This window comes from Paenibacillus sp. 01T431 (assembly GCF_056398625.1).
In genome coordinates this window covers 100,127-115,346 of record NZ_JBFTPT010000017.1, presented here as the reverse complement: position 1 = coordinate 115,346, position 15,220 = coordinate 100,127, and the positions used below count along the sequence as shown (strand labels likewise).

Annotated in this window: 17 protein-coding genes; 4 read left to right on the top strand and 13 right to left on the bottom strand. The window is 39.8% G+C overall.

Annotated elements, in window-relative coordinates; genetic code table 11:
• The 4 genes from AC1DM9_RS27250 to AC1DM9_RS27235 are packed head-to-tail and all read right to left on the bottom strand — an operon-like array spanning position 1 to position 5,065.
• Positions 1 to 1,284: a Gfo/Idh/MocA family protein gene (locus tag AC1DM9_RS27250; RefSeq protein WP_441875006.1), complete on the bottom strand. Its 1,284-nt coding sequence runs from the start codon at positions 1,282 to 1,284 to the stop codon at positions 1 to 3.
• Positions 1,285 to 1,332: 48 nt separating this feature from the next.
• Positions 1,333 to 2,418, bottom strand: a complete 1,086-nt coding sequence (locus AC1DM9_RS27245; RefSeq protein ID WP_477583206.1) for a DUF4832 domain-containing protein — start codon at positions 2,416 to 2,418, stop codon at positions 1,333 to 1,335.
• A 4-nt stretch (positions 2,419 to 2,422) separates the two neighbouring features.
• Positions 2,423 to 3,724: an acyltransferase domain-containing protein gene (locus tag AC1DM9_RS27240; RefSeq protein WP_477583204.1), complete on the bottom strand. Its 1,302-nt coding sequence runs from the start codon at positions 3,722 to 3,724 to the stop codon at positions 2,423 to 2,425.
• A gap of 3 nt (positions 3,725 to 3,727) precedes the next feature.
• Positions 3,728 to 5,065, bottom strand: coding sequence for a DUF4832 domain-containing protein (locus AC1DM9_RS27235; protein WP_441875000.1), 1,338 nt, complete (start codon positions 5,063 to 5,065; stop codon positions 3,728 to 3,730).
• Between the two features lie 337 nt (positions 5,066 to 5,402).
• Here AC1DM9_RS27235 and AC1DM9_RS27230 point away from each other — a divergent pair, with 337 nt between their 5' ends.
• Entirely contained in the window at positions 5,403 to 6,425 is a 1,023-nt protein-coding gene (locus tag AC1DM9_RS27230) for a LacI family DNA-binding transcriptional regulator (RefSeq protein ID WP_441874998.1), read from the top strand.
• A 138-nt stretch (positions 6,426 to 6,563) separates the two neighbouring features.
• Here the strand turns inward: AC1DM9_RS27230 and AC1DM9_RS27225 are convergent, their stop codons facing one another.
• Together AC1DM9_RS27225 and AC1DM9_RS27220 are read right to left on the bottom strand one after the other, a co-directional pair.
• Positions 6,564 to 7,022: a hypothetical protein gene (locus AC1DM9_RS27225; RefSeq protein WP_339203021.1), complete on the bottom strand. Its 459-nt coding sequence runs from the start codon at positions 7,020 to 7,022 to the stop codon at positions 6,564 to 6,566.
• A 13-nt stretch (positions 7,023 to 7,035) separates the two neighbouring features.
• Entirely contained in the window at positions 7,036 to 7,338 is a 303-nt protein-coding gene (locus AC1DM9_RS27220; protein ID WP_441874996.1) for a hypothetical protein, read from the bottom strand.
• Positions 7,339 to 7,514: 176 nt separating this feature from the next.
• Here AC1DM9_RS27220 and AC1DM9_RS27215 point away from each other — a divergent pair, with 176 nt between their 5' ends.
• Together AC1DM9_RS27215 and AC1DM9_RS27210 are read left to right on the top strand one after the other, a co-directional pair.
• Positions 7,515 to 8,153, top strand: a complete 639-nt coding sequence (locus AC1DM9_RS27215; RefSeq protein ID WP_441874994.1) for a cell wall hydrolase — start codon at positions 7,515 to 7,517, stop codon at positions 8,151 to 8,153.
• Positions 8,154 to 8,201: 48 nt separating this feature from the next.
• Positions 8,202 to 8,390, top strand: a complete 189-nt coding sequence (locus AC1DM9_RS27210) for a hypothetical protein (protein ID WP_076265587.1) — start codon at positions 8,202 to 8,204, stop codon at positions 8,388 to 8,390.
• A 95-nt stretch (positions 8,391 to 8,485) separates the two neighbouring features.
• On the opposite strand, the gene AC1DM9_RS27205 is transcribed toward AC1DM9_RS27210, so the two are convergent.
• Positions 8,486 to 9,016 (bottom strand): DinB family protein, encoded by a 531-nt coding sequence (locus tag AC1DM9_RS27205; RefSeq protein ID WP_441874992.1) that lies wholly within the window; start codon positions 9,014 to 9,016, stop codon positions 8,486 to 8,488.
• A 193-nt stretch (positions 9,017 to 9,209) separates the two neighbouring features.
• On the opposite strand from AC1DM9_RS27205, the gene AC1DM9_RS27200 reads away from it, so the two are divergent.
• A complete protein-coding gene (locus AC1DM9_RS27200; RefSeq protein WP_441874990.1) occupies positions 9,210 to 10,127 on the top strand; it encodes a poly(ethylene terephthalate) hydrolase family protein in 918 nt (305 codons plus the stop codon).
• 128 nt (positions 10,128 to 10,255) lie between these two features.
• On the opposite strand, the gene AC1DM9_RS27195 is transcribed toward AC1DM9_RS27200, so the two are convergent.
• The 6 genes from AC1DM9_RS27195 to AC1DM9_RS27170 form a co-directional block, all read right to left on the bottom strand.
• Complete coding sequence (locus tag AC1DM9_RS27195) at positions 10,256 to 11,035, bottom strand: class I SAM-dependent methyltransferase (RefSeq protein ID WP_441874988.1); 780 nt, start codon at positions 11,033 to 11,035, stop codon at positions 10,256 to 10,258.
• Positions 11,036 to 11,377: 342 nt separating this feature from the next.
• Positions 11,378 to 12,238, bottom strand: a complete 861-nt coding sequence (locus tag AC1DM9_RS27190; protein ID WP_441874986.1) for an aldo/keto reductase — start codon at positions 12,236 to 12,238, stop codon at positions 11,378 to 11,380.
• Positions 12,239 to 12,283: 45 nt separating this feature from the next.
• On the bottom strand, positions 12,284 to 12,622 hold the full coding sequence (locus AC1DM9_RS27185) for an ArsR/SmtB family transcription factor (RefSeq protein ID WP_441874984.1): 339 nt from the start codon (positions 12,620 to 12,622) through the stop codon (positions 12,284 to 12,286).
• A gap of 281 nt (positions 12,623 to 12,903) precedes the next feature.
• Complete coding sequence (locus tag AC1DM9_RS27180) at positions 12,904 to 13,338, bottom strand: hypothetical protein (RefSeq protein ID WP_477509721.1); 435 nt, start codon at positions 13,336 to 13,338, stop codon at positions 12,904 to 12,906.
• A 588-nt stretch (positions 13,339 to 13,926) separates the two neighbouring features.
• Entirely contained in the window at positions 13,927 to 14,295 is a 369-nt protein-coding gene (locus tag AC1DM9_RS27175; protein WP_441874980.1) for an iron chaperone, read from the bottom strand.
• Between the two features lie 560 nt (positions 14,296 to 14,855).
• Entirely contained in the window at positions 14,856 to 15,155 is a 300-nt protein-coding gene (locus AC1DM9_RS27170) for an iron-sulfur cluster assembly accessory protein (protein ID WP_441874978.1), read from the bottom strand.
• Positions 15,156 to 15,220 lie beyond the last annotated feature (65 nt).

Below are 15,220 nucleotides of genomic sequence, written 5' to 3'. Positions count from 1 at the left end.
CTACCTTTGCATCGTTATCGAGCGGCTATCGCGTAATGTTTCATGCAGCTCTTCCTTTAAATGATCGATATCAATTACCGTACCTGTAACCCTTGCTCTCTCAGCTGCATAGGCCATAATGTGACTTTCTACTGATCTATCAATGGAAGATCTGCTGTTGCTGTCCTCATTTTCTAAATTGTCCAAGAAATCAATCATCAGTCCTGTATCCCCGCCATTATGTCCGCCATTCATGGCAGCTGGCCGGATCACGGTGTGCTCATATTGTTCAGACATATTGGATGTGAACCGCGTTACTTCAATGATATTTAAGCTGTCATCACCTCTAATTTCTCCATGCTCGCACATAATTTTAAGCGTACGATACATCTTATTGGTAAAACCACTTAAATTAAAGGTGACCGTTATGCCGTTTTTGAACTCAATAATGGATGCTTGATGGTCACAAACATTATTATCAGACCGATAAACACAGCGTCCATAAGGGCTTGTTTCCAAAGCTTTCAATAATCCCTCTTCGGTCTGATCCACCGAAATCGTTGTAGCCGGCCATTGGCCTCTGATTGGAAGATAAGCTTTCCTGGCATCGAAGCGGCAATCTGCGGCAACTTTACAGTCTAGGCATCGATCAGCGCTATTAGCTGGTGCATTCTCTTCTTTAAAATAAGTCAGGTCCCCATAGGAAGAAATCCGCTTCGCATCGCTGTCCACAAGCCACGCCAATATATCCATATCATGACAGGATTTCTGCATAATAATTGGACTCGCTAGGTCGCTGTTTCTCCAATTCCCCCTTACAAAAGAATGAGCCATATGATAATTTCCGACGTTTTCATTATGCTGAATGGTTATGATCTTTCCCAGTTCATTGCTATCAATGATTTTTTTTATTTCTGCGAAGAAATTTGTATATCGGAGCACATGACAAACGATAACTTTGCGACCTTTTTCATTCGCTTTTTGTTGTATTCTTAAACATTCCTCCGGACTTGGCGAAATTGGTTTTTCCAACAGAATGTCATAACCAAGATCAAGCGCTTCCATCGTTTGCGTATAATGGTCTCTGTCCATCGAAGAAATAATAAGAGCGTCGCAAATTTTTCCCAATCGATAAAATTCATCTACAGATTGAAATTGATTCTCCAGCGGGATGCCAAACTGATCAGCTGCAACCTTTCTTCTATTCTCATTTGGTTCAACTACCGCAACAATTTCTACTGTTTTGCTTGCGTATTCTGAATAAATCATGCCTCTTTGCCCTGCTCCGATTAATGCAAGTTTCAAATCAACTACCTCCAGCGTATGAGTTTTTATCCAAGATGCTCTCTATTACTATTCCGGCAATTTAGGATCTTCCAATGGATAATATCCTTCGGGATAATAGGTATCCCATATATTCAAAAGAGGATCTTCACTTGTGATTTCAACGTTCACAGTACCTGCCTCGTAATAACCGTCCTGCACGTTGCTTTGTATATTCAGATCGATGAATGTTCGGTCTTTGAAAAATAAGCCAAAGCTTAATGTATAATTTCCAGGCGGCATATCCGGCAATTGTATAATCTCGTTATGGACAAGATCCCCCGTTAACCATGACTCCGTTGCAGCATGGATGGGAATTTCATACGATACATCCCCTTGCACTAATTTCACCCACAAACGAAATTCACGGTAAATTTTTGAAGTCCCTGTGTTAACAAACCAGAATCGAAGCGGCAAGCTGCCCCCGCTAGAAACGTTCTCTGGATATGTCAATCTTCGTAGAGTAAGGTTATATCCAAGCTCTATTTCCAGATTAGAAAGGCTTGCATGCCAGCGATGCGCCTCACGCCTACTATTAGGACCGCATACATTATCGGTAAAATGAATGACAACCGGATAACTCTTCCATACCTGCTGCAGCTTCTGTTTGGCAAATGCTTCACAGCATGTTATCCAGTTAATTTCACAACACTTTACGATCAAGCCAAACCCGCGGCCACGTTCCCTTAAGTATTGAATCAGTTTTGCATTGTGCAGATCAGCAAGAAGCGTCGTGGCTTCAAATGAATCCGTATAGGCATTCCATTCTTCCTTACCGTCAGCGAGTGTCGATATTACGACTCCTGCAAGTCGACTATCTGAATCTATATAACTGCCAACTTTTCTTATAAAAGCCGCAAAACAATCATCAGCATGGCCTTTCACCCATAAAGGTAAGTCCGGTTTGATCCTAAGTATTGGATTTGTTGCTGTGTTAAGTGCTGCCTTCAACTGTTCGAGTTTGTATTCCCCTCTAGTCGGCTCTAGTTCATTCCATGAATAAGAAACATATTGAAAAGCACCATTTCTTGATTGAGCGTCATTACTCGGTAATGGATAAGGCCGGAATTTTACGGTTTTATACTTCTCGTAGTTTTCAAGCGAATATTTACCCATCCCATTACCTCCTCTGTAAATGGCAGTCAACGGTATTAAAGAATTGATCAATATCCGCATCTGAAATATAGGGCTTGTTTCCAATCTGTTCAATTTCTTCCTTCAAAACAATCATGCTTAAAGTGTTAAATCGCGCTCCCGTCTTCATATAAGCTGCAGCAGCTCTTTGCAACGAGGTTTTGTATTGGACATCGTTCTGGACAGGATCTGCCTCCCGATCTCCAAAGGCTTCATAACGCAGCATGCTGTCCCCTTCAAATGTGGGATAATTATAAAACTGCCTTTGAACCAATACGATATTGCTTTTTTCATTGTCCAATATCAGCGATAATCTCGTATCATAAAGCCAGCTTGCGCTCCAGAAGCCTTTTATAGCTAACTCCGGAAAATAGTTACCATATAATTCAATTGCGAGTGACATCGAATGTTTCAGCCTTTCGGGTGTATAGCCAGGTCCAGATGGAATATGCAGCGCTAATAGGGTATCTCCTCTCTGAAGAACCGGTTCCCATTCCTTCTTTACTATCGAAGTTGGTTCTCTTTCAACGTAGCCCATTGGATTAATCCGATTAGCGATAATGTGATCAGCATTTTCCTCCCATTTCGATGTGAAATGTCCCCCAGGATCAAATACACCATTGATTCCATTCCTTTGCCCATCGCTGCGAAACTCTTCTCCCGCATGACGAAGTGCAATAACCTCTTGCGTGTGAACATGACGATACATGGTAAAAGGATCTTCAAATCGATAAGGTATAAAGAGAAATCGATCTAATCGAAATATTGAACAAGTATAAAAATTCAAATCCCACGGAAAGTCACTGACTTTAGAATCACCGTATGCCACTAATTTTTCCAACTGAGCTTTAAGTGGCTGATGAGGAATATTCTCGTAATATGGTTTAGGAATTCCGCGCTTTTCCACCATTTCCATAGAAGGGACAACACAAGCAAGCAGCAAAAGAAAGGAATATAGATCACTATATTGCTTCATACATCCCGGAGTCATATTCGTATAAAAATCTTCATCACAGCGATTGCGCAACGAGCACATGTCATCTACTAAAAAGGCCGTGAATAGAAATAATATTTCATCCTTTTCTATCGCTTCAATTCCGCCAACCAGCCACTGTTTGATATGCTCGGGAAGTTGATATTGCTCAAAAATTTCATTTAAAAACTTACGTGGAATGAGTATAGTCTTGTTACTCGGTTCGTAGCTTTTATATTTGCCTTCTAAACCTTCTGGAAGATAATCAAATTTGCAGTACGCAGCAGCCGTTTTAAAATCCAACCGTATCGACATTCGTTACTGATCCCCTTTTATCAAAAGTTTTCCCATCTCGTAATAGCCGTCCGTATTTCCTTCAATCGCCAGCTTAACATTTCCAATCTCTTGCACACCTGTTTCTATACCAATTTCTAAACGATACTCTCCTGCTGGCACATCGCTCGGAATCGAAAAACTCTCTTCCCAAGCAATATCTTCGTCCGGCAGCCATTCTCTTATATCTTCTTTGCTATAAAGTGTATAAGTCTGATTATTGCTTGTTAGCTTCAATACAAGCGGATAGCGATTATAAATAGGTGCGACCCCAACATTAGCCCACAAAGCAGCAACATCTAGATTCCCGCCTGCCTCAACTTCAGCATCATAAGTGAACTTTCTTAATTCAAAGCGGTAGCCCATCTTGTTTAGCCACTGCTTCACATGATCTTTCCAAGGCTCCGGTACGATTGTCCCTTTGTTGTTGAAGGAAGAAATATGCCATTTGAGCGTTTCTTGAATAATGTAATCAATATCCCAGCCCTGAATATACCAGTCATTCATATGCCAGCATGCTTCAAATAAAATCGGAGCTTTCTCCCATGCATTTTCCATTTTAAAGTTCTGTATATTCTGAGGGTAAAAGTCGGTCATATGTGACCATCGTTTGCCATGAAAACCGCCCATATCGCCTAGACAATCGACACGAAAGCCTACTTTGGCTTTGCGATCCGTTATGATCTTCATTGAAAGTGGATCATGTAAAAGCGCTTGCAAAGGTGTAATTTTAAAACCATCCAAATAAGCATCTGTAATACATTGAATGGCCTCTGGCTCTAAAAACTCCGTGCCTCCGCCTTCCCCCCATGCTCCTACAATCGTCAAATCTATAGAGCTTATAACGGGATGCCCGTCATACTTCTTTGCAAAAGCTTTTATAAAATCAGACCAATACTCCACATACCTCGTTGTCTCAGGATCTACTCTCCAAAAAGGAAAATCGGGCTCCTCCGGACTTTCCGCTCGAAACCATTCCGGTATATCATCTTCTTCACTTAGTGCATATGGCGAACAACGTACCACCGCAGTACATCCCATGGATTTGGCATACTCTAGCTTTTCCTCAAGCACTTCCCACCTGAAAACACCTTTTGCAATTTCTATATCCCTCCAGCGAGCACTGCAGAAATAGACTTTGCTATCCGGATGATTGTATGTCCTGCTGTCTTGCGTAAATTTATATTTCTCTTTCTTTTCCCCTCTATTGTCAAACACATCGCCGATGTCATCCATTAAACCAGGTGCTGAAGTAAAACCAATGCCAGGATTGCTTAGTAAGCTATCCACGATTATCGGATACACGGTCATCGCTTTATTCATGTCTCATCATCTCCTCACTAGGTATTCTCTTTAAATAAACAACATTTGCTTTTTTGTTACGTTGTGTGTTACGTTATATATGCAGTTTGTTTAGTAATCTTATTGTGCAATTATAACATTTCTAACCAATCCTGCAAGAGGAAATTACATCGTTCTCAAATAAAATTTAATGTGAGACTACGCATCATTCGTATGTTACTATATAGTTTAGTAGGCATACATACTGATAAATCGGTATGAACGTAATTTTCACGCAACAAAACATAAAAGCGCTAATGACGAATCACAACGTAACGTAACGATCATTAGCATTTTCAAAAGGAGACTATGCATAGCTATGAGTACGATTAGGGATGTTGCTAAATTAGCGAATGTGTCCACGGCTACCGTATCTAGAGTTTTAAATAATGATACGAAGTATAAAATCACAGATGAAACACGAGAAAGAGTCTGGCAGGCCGTTACACAGCTTAACTATAAAATTACTGATAGCCCCAAGCATCAAGCAGCAACGAAGGATCATTCAGCAAACAAAGCTCAAGTCAAAATAGGGTGCGTATTAAGTGTGACAAAAAACAAGTATAACGATCCGTATTTCATGTCTATATTATCCGGTGTAGAAAAGAGATTGCTTCAATCAGGTTACAATATTGCCTTTATTCGAACGGGTCCTGAATTAGATGACAAGAAGATTTTGTTTAACACGTTTAGTGAATCGATTACAGGGCTTATCCTAATGGAATCCTTAAATAGCGAAACATATGAATATGTTCGCAAGCAGGTGCCTCATATTGTTGGCATCGATACAGAACGCTGGGATATTGATAATGTAGGTTATGACCATTACAATGTTGCTTCTCTAGCCGTCAGCCATCTTATTGAAAAAGGACATACGAATATTGGCTATATAGGTGGAAGCGGCTTAAAAAGCAACTTAAAGGAAAGCCGGCGCTATCAAGGTTACTATTCCACCATGCATGCTGCTGGAATGAGTGTTAATCCCGAATGGCTTATTGATTGCATGTGGGATGAGGCTGTCTGTATCGATAAAGTCAATCATTTATGCCAAACAAACAACTTGCCTACTGCCTTCTTTGCTGCCAGTGATTTGATGGCTATGGCAACCCTTAACAGCTTATATAACAACGGGATCTCTGTGCCTGATGAAGTGGCTGTTATCGGCCTATCCAACATTGAAGTATCCAAATACTCCAATCCGCCTCTATCAACCATTGATGTGCCGACCGAGGAAATTGGGATGGTCGCCGTTGACTTATTATTAGAACGAATGAATGGGAATAGCTTGCTGCCGAAGAAGGTTATTTTACCTACACATTTGGTCGTTCGCAGCTCTACTTAATTCACATTAGAAAGAACAAAAGCAGCCCCTCCTCTAACGAGGAAGAGCTGCTTTTTGGCGTTTTCACAATTGCTGCATCAATACTAAAAAAGTCTAATACGATGCATACCAATATGGCTGTATTTATTTAAATGCTCATTAATTGGACGGAATGATCCGAATATCCTTATCCAAATTGGCTAGCATCATGTAATTGTGATTGAAAGTAAAGATACGTTTTACCTGATAATAGGACATAGTCACAGCGGTTAATGCTTCGCTGAGAGAGAATCGGAGCTCAGGCCTGTCGATAAGCAATCTGCGCGATTCCCCCTCAAATTCAGGGCCGCTGGAGATGACCGCCAGCTTGCCTTTACTGACTGCCTTATCAATTGCATTTAGAAAATATTCTGCCTGCTGATAGCTGTATTCATTGCGAAGCCATTCGTGAAGATCAAATAAAATAGAGTTGGTCGTTACATAATTACGTTCAAGATCATGCAAATCCAAAAACAGGGAACGAGCTTTCACATAATGAGGGTCCTCCGGGTTCATCAATGCAGCAAAAGCTGTTTCATCCAAAAATATTGTATCTTGTACATTTAAGTGGTTATCCATCTGTCAGCACTCCTTAATCCTCTAATTTGCAAATACCATCCAAATACAAAAGCGGGTTATCTTCCTTCTGGCCCGTCGTGATCGGGGCTATTTCGTATGGAGCGCTTGCCAAGTATTGGACTAAGATTCCATCGATAATCGCTTGCACGGTCGTATGCTGCTTATCGGCGATTGCTTTCAGCTCAACATAATTTTGTGGATTGAGTTCTATGATAGCTTTTTCTTCTTCTTCATTTCTTGAAGAAATAAGCTCGGAAGCGGTAGACTTCGCTTTTTCGAATTGATTTTGAATGAAGCGTTTGTAATTATTCACCATCGTTATTCACTCCTTATGTATTGCTTTTATAAGGTTTCGTCGCGTTTTATTGATTTCAGGGGGGCGTGTAAATGAGAAAATCTTAACAAGATTATCCTATTCATGCTGTGCTAGAATAAACGCTCAATGCCATCCAATCATTACCTATCATTCGCATCAGGAGGGATTTATTCATCATGAACAGATTTTTGACTCTATTTGTCCTACTCGTACTAGTTACCGCAGCCGTATCAAATCACAAAGTTGATGCTTCACCCGTGTTGAAACTTGGCAGCAAGGGACAGGACATTACAGATCTGCAATTTCGGCTTCAAACAATGGGTTATTACAATTTGCCCATCGATAACAGTTTTGGAAAGGCTACCCGCACTGCGGTTCAATCCTTTCAAAAAAAGAGCGGTCTCCAGGGTGACGGCGTTGTAGGTCCAAAAACATGGGCGAAGCTCAAAAAATTGTCGGTCAACAAAAAGGAACTTTCCATGCTCGCACGTGTCATCTATGCCGAGGCTAGAGGAGAAGAGTATAAAGGCCAAGTGGCGGTTGGGGCAGTTGTCATGAATCGGCTTCAGTCTTCAAAATTCCCGAACACAGTAAAAGAAGTCATTATGGAGCCCAATGCGTTCTCTGCCGTAAAGGACGGTCAGTACTGGCTTATTCCGAACCAAACGGCATTCAAAGCCGCTAAAGCTGCTGTAAAAGGGAATGATCCCACTGGCAATGCGCTGTTCTTCTTTAATCCGATAATTACCAATTCGGCTTGGTTCAAGACGCGTACAGCCACTAAGAAAATAGGCAGTCATCAGTTTACACTTTAGGTTTTGCCGATATTGAAGAACGCCTATCGAGAACAGGAGAATATAGGAATGCGCATGGATACGAAGGAAAGGCATCAGGCTAGGGTTGAATTGGTCATTGATATTATTAAAGGAATATTTGAAAAAGAGACGATTTCGGAAGCTCTCAAAGAGAAATTAAATCAAATGAGTTATGATGATTTAGGGGATTTTGTTTTGGATATCGCCAAAAACCGATCTCTTGATAAAATTGAGTAATGTAAGGCTACATCAATAAAAAGAGCAAACGCTGCAGCAGCGTTTGCTCTTTTTATCTTTACAACGCACAAAAAATGATGACTGTGGTTCCCCCATTATTTAGACTGCGAATTGTCACCATACCATTTCCTAAGCAAATTAATATGAGCTTGATGATAGCGGCTATGGTCAGCCATATGCCACAAACCCCAACGTATCGTTGCACGCTTTTCATTTTCATGTCCAAAAGTAACAATTTTATCTAGATCAGCCTCTGTTAATTGTGCACATGAATCATTTAACATTTTTAATACATCATCATATTTGGTCATTAGTGTATTCAAAGATATCCCTTTGACCATAGGAAGTCTATTATTTTCATCTATCATGGGGCCATATAATTCCTTTAATGACAGTGGAAGTGGTTGCCCCTTTAATCTATAAACCCAATTCAGATCAACATACATGATGTGTTTGATTAACTGAGCAGTACTATTAAAACTGTGATCAGGCCCCTTAAAATCCACTTCTTCTTGTGACATGCCGCCAGTAATTAATTGCAGCCGTTGATTATTCTCTTTTACAGCGGAAAATAACATTCCCACAATAGGTGTCATATTCGCTTCACCCTTTAAATCGTAAAGCATTCTAGTTCATCCTCCCTAGCTTAATAAGAACTGCGAACGGTTTGATGTGAAAATTAACATTGCCGATAAGCATAGAGTATAATAAAACTACTAAACAACTATGAAAACTAATAAGGCTCATCATCATGAACATCCGGCATTACACCCTGACATTCGGATAACGTACACGTTAGTCATAGCGAGAGGAGATTGTATGCCACAAATTAAGAGAGTTCTCAGAAGCAAATGGCTATTATGGACGACCGGCATTGTTTTAATTATGATTATTGCTTTCTCTACGGTGTCCTTTCTGTTGGTGAACTCCGTTTCTGCTGCTTTTGAGACGGGCAGCGTGGAAGAGAAATATGCATCATCTGGAGAATACGATGTAGAGACGAGCGAGATCTTAGACGAACATGGTGAAAAGCTGTATAAAGTCTACTCCCCAAAATCACAAGATTCGATGCATCCTCTCATTGCTTGGGGCAACGGAACAGGAGCGCTGCCTGAGCAATACGATGAACTTTTTAACCATTTAGCTAGTTGGGGATTTGTAGTTATTGATACTTTTAGTACAACAACTGGGACAGGAAAAGAAATTGTTGCCTCTATTGATTATATGTTAGCACAAAACGATATGCCCGGCAGCCCATTCTATCAACGAATTCAAAAAGATCAAATAGGTGCTGCAGGTCATTCTCAAGGCTCCACAGGTGTAATAAACGCCCACACCAACTTTGAACATGGCGCTCTCATCAAGACGGTTGTCTCAATTGCGCTCCCGAAGCTGAAATATTGCGATCCAGAGGATGTTTACGACACATCCGCAATAAAGGTACCTTTTTTTGTAATGAGTGGAACGCGTGATTTTATTATCTCCCCTTCATCCTCCAACAAAGTAGAGATTAGTAAGTCAAATCCACATATTCCGGCAATGATGGCGATGGCAAAAGGTGCGGCACATACGGCGATTGAACAAGATGGCGGTCAACATAGAGGATATCTGACCGCATGGATGAGATATCGGTTAATGGACGATTCACAGGCTATGGCCGCCTTTATGGGCAAAGACGCTGAGATTTTAAAGAACCAACGCTGGAAAGATGTTTATTCAGCAAACATGCAGCAATAATAGCTGTCATAGCGAATGAGCGTTCATACACCGTTCAAATAAAAAGGCTGCCTCAAATCGTAGTTAAACCTACTTGACTTGAGAGCAGCCTTTTTCTATTTATATGGGGACGTTTACTTAAGAAATAATTATGAACGGATCGCTTGAATATATACAGATTCTCCGTTAAATGAGGTAAGTCTGCCAGGTTCATCAGTTTGGATAGAGAAAAAATCTTTCATCTCCTTTGGGGTTTGCAGCATTTTTGTCTCAAGTAAAGCCTGCTCCGCTTCTGGAAGATCAGACCGTTCACACCAATCTTGGAATTTAAACGGTTTGGGAAAACAAACCATTATTTCAAGGCGAAACCCGCTATTCTCCAGCAGGTTAATCCATTCAGACTTTTTCCAGGCACGAACATGGCTAGGGTCCCTTTTCTTTTCAACCTGATTGTAAAATTCATCAAACTTATCATTCTCAGGAGCAACATTGTCAATTAGAAGCAGCTTGCCGCCCGGCTTAATGACGCGGAATGCTTCTGAAGCGAAAGCAGGCACATTTGGAAAATGATGCGCTGCAATACGGCAAGCTACCAAGTCAAAGGAAGCATCGGCAAATGGAAGCAGCTCGGCATCCCCCTGTACGAAGTCGACGTTAGAATGTCCATTACCATGAATAAATTCCGCTGCCTTCTCTAACATCTGTTCTGTCAGATCATAAGCAATCACATGGCGGACGAGCGGTGCAAGCGCATTGGCCACATGCCCCCCTCCTGTTGCAACGTCAAGTACCTCCATCTCCTTGTTGGCTTGGGATGACGAAACAAGAAAAGCCAAATCTTCGCCTTTGGCATGGCGGCTGCTTGTTACATATTTTGCAGCATTTTTTCCAAATTGCTTCTGTACTTGATCTTTTATTGATTCTCCCATTGCTGCTCCTCCTCTTATAAAAAGAGTATTTTGTTTCATTGTACGAAACACCATTTCATAATGTGAAACTACTTTCAATTTATCATAAGTTCCTGAGGTTGTAAATGCTGCTTTTCCCGTCCATAATGTCAGAAGAAAATAAAGTGTTAGACAGGGCTTGGCCATTATGAACGGATAGCATAGTTGTTAAATAACTATGGATAATTATTATATTAAGGAACGTCAAATAGCCCTCACATTATCATCAAGTTGAGGGCTGCTCTATGTACCTAAAGGAAGGATTCCTGACCTTTTTTTGTACTTGTTCCTGGCGGGAGCAAGTTTCCTTTCCATTTCTGACATTTATCTCATAAATAGCTTCATCGTCTTAACATAAAACGGATTAACCATGTAGCCGGTCGGGTTTACTGAATGCCTTTTGCCCGTGTTTAATTGATTGATTTTTTCCATTTCTTCCACGGTTAATTCAAAGTCGAATATCTCGCTGTTTTCTTTTATCCTTATGGGGTTTGAAGATTTAGGGATCACAATAATCCCCCGCTGCAGATGCCAGCGCAAAATGACTTGCGCCGTCGACTTTTTGTGATGTTGGGCGATTTCGACTAACTCCGGACGCTCCAGTAGTGCTTTATTGCCTTGCCCCAACGGTCCCCAGGCCTCATGCGAAATTCGATTCTGGACAAGATAATCGTGCAAATCGTTTTGTGAAAATTCCGGATGGGTTTCGATTTGGTTAATCATTGGCGAAATGCTGGAATGCTTCATGAGATATTCAAGATGATTGATCTCAAAATTCGCAACGCCAATAACTTTGATTTTGCCTTCGGAGTATAATTCCTCCATCGCCTTCCATGCTTCCACATAATGAGGACCGGCAAAATGAATCAGGTACATATCAAGATACGCCACATTCAGTTTTTTGCAGGTTTGTTCAAATGCTATTTTCGTCGCTTTATAACCGAGATCCGTCGTCCACACTTTTGAGGTGATAAAAAATTGTTCCCGGGGGATTCCACTTTTTTGAATCTCTAGGCCGAGTGCTTCTTCGTTCCCATAAATTTTAGCCGTATCAAAATGACGATAGCCGGCACGGATCGCCTCACGAATAGCCCTTTCAAATTGTTCCCCTTTTTTTATTTTATACACTCCAAAACCCAATTGGGGAATTTTGATACCGTTCACTGCTTCGATTACCATGTTCATTCTGGGGTTCGCCCTCCTTGCTTTATAAAAAGTAATCCTCATGTGTCATTCGCATTGCGAAAGCAGCATCTCGATTTCATCCACAAGATTTTTCAGCAGCTTGAGCTTGCTTGTGACGTTCAGACGATAATAATTCATGGTCCCTTCTTTACGAACACTAATAATTTGCGCATCCTTCAATAATCTTAAATGATGGGACACAGCCGGACGGGATAGATGGGTTTTCTCCTTAATCTCTCCCACACGCATGCCAGGATCTTGTTGTCCTTGAATCAGGGTCATAAGAATGGCTTGTCTGGTTTCATCTCCGATTGCGGTCAGTACCTTTTGATTATTTTTAAATTCGTTTGCGAGATTAGCTGTGATTTCTTGGTTCACATCCACCCCCCCTTTCGAGATTCAAATGTTTAATTCTTTGAACAGATAAAGAGTATCACACCTTCCTTTTCCGACGCTACATCGGGAAAGAAAATCGAGACGCTTGATTCAACAAATTCAGTCCAAGACTTTATTTTCTTCGAACACATAAAGCAGCTCTATTTTCTGCCATGTACTCGTAGAAAAAACAAATGCCAACCAAGAACATCTGGTTGGCATTTGCATTTGTTTCCTTAATAATCCCGTATTTGACTTCTATAATCTACATACTAGAGCGCACATACGAGTTAAGTCCGCTTCTTATATCTGTTTCTAACGAGAAAGATCACCAAAATGGCTAATAGAGAAATAATGATCACATTTCTCACTAAACCTGAGTAATCAGTATTCTCTCCTTTGAATTGTCCATCTCTGTTTGCTTTTATAAACTTCCCATCTTTATGTTGAACTGCGATCGCTTCATCTGTACTAATACCTTTAATTGAATAATATTTAGTGCCCTTCTTATATGAGTTAGAGTAATTGCCAGTATAGGTTTCCATATCTGAATATACAGTGACATGCCCAATCTTTTTATGTATATCTGTTACAAACTCATCACTTATTACATAAACATAACCATGCCAAACAACAAACTCATTTGCCCATGAAGTTGCTGATAAATTGCTTGGAAATAATAATGAAGTGATCAAAATAAAGAAAATTAAATGATTTCTCCTCATACAATACCTCCCTTTTAAAAAATCAATCGTTTCGAATTGATTACTTTAATTTCACGGCTGTCCTCCAAAAAGGGCAGCAATTAAGTATCCAATAAACATAAAAATAAAAACACTGATGGTCATTAGTGCATTGGAGATCATTCCCCATTTACTTCTTCCAAGAAGCCCAAATAAAAATCCTATAGGATTTATTAGAAAGGTGAGCAACCACAATTTGTACATATGCTCAAATAAAATATCAGTCAACCAAGCTGACAGTCCTAAAAGTACACAGATAAATGATAAGACAATCCAATTTTTCTTCTTGATAATTGCTCCCCTCCAATACTCCCACTACGAATGAATTGACAACAAAGTTGTTTTGTACCATATTATACCTTATCTTAGACAATTACTTCCTCCTATTTCTATATTCCCGTTGAAACATGAAAAAAAAGCGTAAGCACATTTGTGCCTACGCTCTTGCTCGTGTCATTTATTTTAGTTTATTAAACACTGGTTTTCCAATTAATAAATATATTTCATTTCTGTTTTGATAACCCTGAATATCCCGAGTGCGAATAAGCTATTTTCATGTTAGGCTTTATACTAGCGCCAAAAAGTCGAACAGTCTGCCTTATCCAAAATATTAAACTCGATTATTTTCTCAAGTAATAAGAAATCGACCGGACTAGCCCATGGGATACGTATCAACTCCTTGGTGTTGTCATAACCTGATTGCACAATCTCCTCAGAAAAATGATTAATGCCTGCTTTTTCAGGAGCAACAGCCATATGTTGTTTGGCTACGCTAAAGCCAATAATAAATGTGTCGTGATCGGTAAACATAGGCTGCTTCCAGGCGATTTTTGGCTTTAAATTTGGAAATTTCTTAGTTACCCAAGTTAAAACTTCTTCCGCTCGGCTCCGATGTTGTGGATTTACGATAGTTGCTAAATACTCTTCAAAAACTTCCATGTTGTGCCCTCCTAAAAATAATAAGTTATCTTTCAGAGAAGTCTTTCAACCCCATTCGTCGATAAAACTCCTCATAGAACCTCTTGACTTATTGAACAAGAAACTGTCTATCTCTTACATTCTGGTCCATGATAAGGTCGATTTTTTCACCTTACTTAGATAAATGGCCAATTGCTTTTAGATTCCATAATGATTAATTAATTGATTTTAGTCTGAGACTTACAATAAGCTAGTTATGTTTATTCTTCTACAATTGTATATGTATAATCGGAAAATATTTTTTTGAGGTCTTTCAGGTTTTTCATTTTATGCTCCTTGCCTACAGATTTCTGATTGCGCTAATAATTTCGTATATTTTCCATACTTGAAATATTCGCGAAGAAGTTAAACTATCCTGCATATTCGTTTTATGCAGTCGTCAGAACTCCATTACTGGACTTTGTCCATCTGTAGGGTTTCAAGCAATCGGACAATATCATTATCCTGTCATGTACTCTCTATAAATGCTTAAAGAGGATGCATTTTTGCATCCTCCCTATTGACCATCAATATTTTAAACCTTATTTTTCAAGAAAACCTGTAGAAGGGTTCGTTATGAAGAAACCTTCTTCCGGCACATAAAAATATTGAACCCAAACCCCGTCTAATAGCGGTTCACGTTTATCTAATACAATTTCAATGTCTTTGTCTGTTTTTACAATTTCATCATGTTCAGTAGGTGTATCCAGCTTTATATCATAATGACCATGATCTCCATGATTCTGAGTTATAAAAACACGAATCATCTTCCCTTCTGCTTCATTACTGCTCAACATCTTTTTTAAAACATTTGCTGCATTTCGATTAATTTTGCATTTCATGCTTTATGTCCTCTATTCTTTTTTGACTTACTGTAATAATATTAGTTACAGAATGGGATGTCAAG

Bases quoted from the DNA above. Each gene is read 5' to 3' on its own strand.
- AC1DM9_RS27245 (WP_477583206.1), bottom strand. From the start codon at position 2,418: ATGGGTAAATATTCGCTTGAAAACTACGAGAAGTATAAAACCGTAAAA.
- AC1DM9_RS27240 (WP_477583204.1), bottom strand. From the start codon at position 3,724: ATGTCGATACGGTTGGATTTTAAAACGGCTGCTGCGTACTGCAAATTT.
- AC1DM9_RS27235 (WP_441875000.1), bottom strand. From the start codon at position 5,065: ATGAATAAAGCGATGACCGTGTATCCGATAATCGTGGATAGCTTACTA.
- AC1DM9_RS27230 (WP_441874998.1), top strand. From the start codon at position 5,403: ATGAGTACGATTAGGGATGTTGCTAAATTAGCGAATGTGTCCACGGCT.
- AC1DM9_RS27225 (WP_339203021.1), bottom strand. From the start codon at position 7,022: ATGGATAACCACTTAAATGTACAAGATACAATATTTTTGGATGAAACA.
- AC1DM9_RS27220 (WP_441874996.1), bottom strand. From the start codon at position 7,338: ATGGTGAATAATTACAAACGCTTCATTCAAAATCAATTCGAAAAAGCG.
- AC1DM9_RS27215 (WP_441874994.1), top strand. From the start codon at position 7,515: ATGAACAGATTTTTGACTCTATTTGTCCTACTCGTACTAGTTACCGCA.
- AC1DM9_RS27210 (WP_076265587.1), top strand. From the start codon at position 8,202: ATGCGCATGGATACGAAGGAAAGGCATCAGGCTAGGGTTGAATTGGTC.
- AC1DM9_RS27205 (WP_441874992.1), bottom strand. From the start codon at position 9,016: ATGCTTTACGATTTAAAGGGTGAAGCGAATATGACACCTATTGTGGGA.
- AC1DM9_RS27200 (WP_441874990.1), top strand. From the start codon at position 9,210: ATGCCACAAATTAAGAGAGTTCTCAGAAGCAAATGGCTATTATGGACG.
- AC1DM9_RS27195 (WP_441874988.1), bottom strand. From the start codon at position 11,035: ATGGGAGAATCAATAAAAGATCAAGTACAGAAGCAATTTGGAAAAAAT.
- AC1DM9_RS27190 (WP_441874986.1), bottom strand. From the start codon at position 12,238: ATGAACATGGTAATCGAAGCAGTGAACGGTATCAAAATTCCCCAATTG.
- AC1DM9_RS27180 (WP_477509721.1), bottom strand. From the start codon at position 13,338: ATGAGGAGAAATCATTTAATTTTCTTTATTTTGATCACTTCATTATTA.
- AC1DM9_RS27175 (WP_441874980.1), bottom strand. From the start codon at position 14,295: ATGGAAGTTTTTGAAGAGTATTTAGCAACTATCGTAAATCCACAACAT.
- AC1DM9_RS27170 (WP_441874978.1), bottom strand. From the start codon at position 15,155: ATGAAATGCAAAATTAATCGAAATGCAGCAAATGTTTTAAAAAAGATG.